The following is a 2,657-nucleotide window of genomic DNA, read 5'->3' as shown; positions in this document are numbered from 1 at the left end:
GCTGGCAGCGAACATCCGCACGAAGCGCAAAAGCCAGAGCCTGTTGCATAAAGGAGTGGGCAAGATATGTCTGTTCAGTATTACGAAGGTGTTGGGCGTCGCAAAGAAGCTACGGCGCGCGTGCGCATCATGAGCGGGACGGGAAAATTTACCGTCAATCAGAAATCCATCGAGGAATATTTCACCCGCATTGGCGACGTGGAAGCCATCCTCAAGCCTTTTGAGGCAACCCAACAGGAACGTTCGACGTTTGATGTGACGGTTGTGGTCAATGGTGGTGGTGTAACCGGTCAAACCGATGCGGTTCAATTGGGACTGGCGCGTGCGCTGGCAAAGATGAACGCGGACTTTATTCATGAATTGCGCAAGTACGGTTTGCTTACCCGTGATCCGCGTATCAAAGAACGCAAGAAACCGGGTCTCAAACGCGCTCGCAAGGCACCGACCTACACCAAACGCTAAAAATCCAGCTCGTTTTCACTCACCGACCCGACCGGGAAGGTGGGATCCATGCGCAGGGCAGATTTCCTCTACCGGTTTTCCTGAAGCCGGTAGAGGGCTGCTCTGCAATGTTTTCCAATCCATTGCTTCTGGCAAGGAGCCGCCTGTATGCATACACCACAAAGTCAAACCGGCATTGTGATTTTGGGTTTAGGTCCCGGTGAAGATTACCACCTGACCCGTGAAGCCTGGCAGTGGTTGAGCCAGATTGATCGGGTTTATCTGCGCACCAGCCATCATCCCCTTGTTCAAAACTTACCCGAAGGTCTGGAAATTCTCTCCTTCGATCATTTGTACGAAACCAAAGACACTTTTGAGGCAGTGTACGAGGCAATTGTGGAGGAAATTATCGCTCTGGGCAGACAGCCTCAGGGAGTGACCTATGCTGTGCCGGGACACCCGTTCGTCGCGGAAGCTACTGTGCCGGAGATCACCCGCCGCGCTGCTCAACAGGGTATTCCCGTACAGATTATCGAAGGAATGTCATTTCTGGAACCGGTCTTCAGTGCGCTGCAGATGGATCCCTTCCCGAGATTGGCGTTGCTGGATGCTTTAGAAATCGGACGGCTGCATACCCCCGGCTATGCGCCTGATATGCCGGCGTTGATTACCCAAATTTATAATCAGATGACGGCCTCATCGGTGAAACTGGCATTGAATGCGGTCTATCCGGATGAATTCCGGGTCAGGCTGGTTCATGCGGCGGGCACCCGCCATCAAATTGTGGAAGATTTGATGTTGTACGAAATTGATCGCAGCCCTCATTTAGGACTGATGACCGTCTTGTTCGTGCCTGCGCTGGGGGCGGATACATCGCTTGAGGCATTTCAGGAGGTGGTTGCCCGCCTGCGTGCGCCGGATGGTTGCCCGTGGGATCGTGAGCAAACCCACCTGACCCTGCGAAAATATTTGTTGGAAGAATCCTATGAAGCCATAGAAGCGCTGGATAACGAGGACAGCGAGGCGTTGCGAGAGGAATTGGGGGATCTCTTGCTGCAAATTGTTCTTCATGCCCAAATTGCTGCTGAGGATGGTGAATTTACCCTTGCAGAGGTGATTCAGGGTATCCACCGAAAAATTGTCCGCCGTCATCCGCACGTTTTCGGAAAGGTTTTGGTCAGCGGTGTGGAAGGTGTGCTGCGAAACTGGCAGAAATTGAAAGATGAAGAGCGGGCTTTGAACGGGCAGGATCATCCAAAGAGGATATTGGAAGGCGTGCCGTTGAATTTGCCGGCCCTTTCACAGGCTCAGGAAATTCAAAGCCGGGCTGCAAGGGTTGGATTTGATTGGAGTGAAATCCAGCCCGTGTTACAAAAGGTGTTTGAAGAGATCAACGAGGTGCAAACGGCAGACGATGCAACGGAAAGGGAAAAGGAAATCGGCGATTTGCTGTTTGCGGTGGTTAATCTGGCGCGCTGGTATAAGGTGGATGCCGAGAGCGCATTACGGACAGCCAACCGCCGTTTTCGCCAGCGATTTGCTCATATTGAAGAACGTGCCCGTCAGGCTGGCCGGGAACTTACATCCATGAGTCTTGAAGAAATGGACCGTTGGTGGGATGAGGCGAAACGAAAGGGTTGATTATTTTTTGCGCAACTCCGGTGAATCAAACCATAAACCACTGATCAGGTGGGGTTCTTCACGATTGAACACAATGCGCATCGTGACCAGATTGTCCTTTTCGTACTTCAGACGGTAAATGACAATGGTGTATTTTTCATCTTGCAGCACCTGACTGATTTCGTGGGACTGATATTCACCGAGTTTGTCTGTGAGTGTGGTAAGCAGTTTTTCAAAGGCGGCCTCATCCATACCCTTTTTCATGGTGGTGTCAAAATCCTTTGAAAAGGTCGGATAATCGCGGGTGATCAGTCCGTTGATCAGGTTTTCGCCCATCGGAGCGGCATATTCAAGCACGGCTTCACGTTCCGCGCCTTCCAGGGTAATGGTCTGATTTTGCGGGGCGAGAAGACTGCATGCCGCGAGGATCACAGACAATAGTGATACCCAAATGAGAGAGCTAATTAAAGTTTGACGGGGTTTCATCCTTACTTCCTCCTATATAGGTTCAAAGCGGGCGGTGAAGTGTCGCAGCAACGGAGGGGCGTACACAATTCGGTAGCCGCGCAATTGCTCACTTTTTTCGGACAGCGATT

The 2,657-nt window shown here is 51.7% G+C and carries 3 protein-coding genes; 2 read left to right on the top strand and 1 reads right to left on the bottom strand.

Going from position 1 to position 2,657, the window contains the following annotated elements; all coding sequences use genetic code 11:
* Positions 1–66: 66 nt before the first annotated feature.
* On the top strand, positions 67–462 hold the full coding sequence (gene rpsI / locus VAE48_RS09340; RefSeq protein ID WP_322793057.1) for a 30S ribosomal protein S9: 396 nt from the start codon (positions 67–69) through the stop codon (positions 460–462).
* 147 nt (positions 463–609) lie between these two features.
* Positions 610–2,082 carry a nucleoside triphosphate pyrophosphohydrolase gene (mazG, locus tag VAE48_RS09335; RefSeq protein ID WP_322793056.1) on the top strand — a complete coding sequence of 491 codons (1,473 nt, stop codon included), beginning with the start codon at positions 610–612 and terminating at the stop codon, positions 2,080–2,082.
* On the opposite strand, the gene VAE48_RS09330 is transcribed toward mazG, so the two are convergent.
* A complete protein-coding gene (locus VAE48_RS09330; RefSeq protein ID WP_322793058.1) occupies positions 2,083–2,493 on the bottom strand; it encodes a DUF3887 domain-containing protein in 411 nt (136 codons plus the stop codon).
* Positions 2,494–2,657: the final 164 nt, after the last annotated feature.

This window comes from Bellilinea sp. (assembly GCF_034432615.1).
GTDB lineage: Bacteria > Chloroflexota > Anaerolineae > Anaerolineales > Anaerolineaceae > Bellilinea.
The sequence above is the reverse complement of the archived record's forward strand: the minus strand, read 5'-3'. Positions and strand labels throughout refer to the sequence as shown.

Bases quoted from the DNA above. Each gene is read 5' to 3' on its own strand.
- rpsI (WP_322793057.1), top strand. From the start codon at position 67: ATGTCTGTTCAGTATTACGAAGGTGTTGGGCGTCGCAAAGAAGCTACG.
- mazG (WP_322793056.1), top strand. From the start codon at position 610: ATGCATACACCACAAAGTCAAACCGGCATTGTGATTTTGGGTTTAGGT.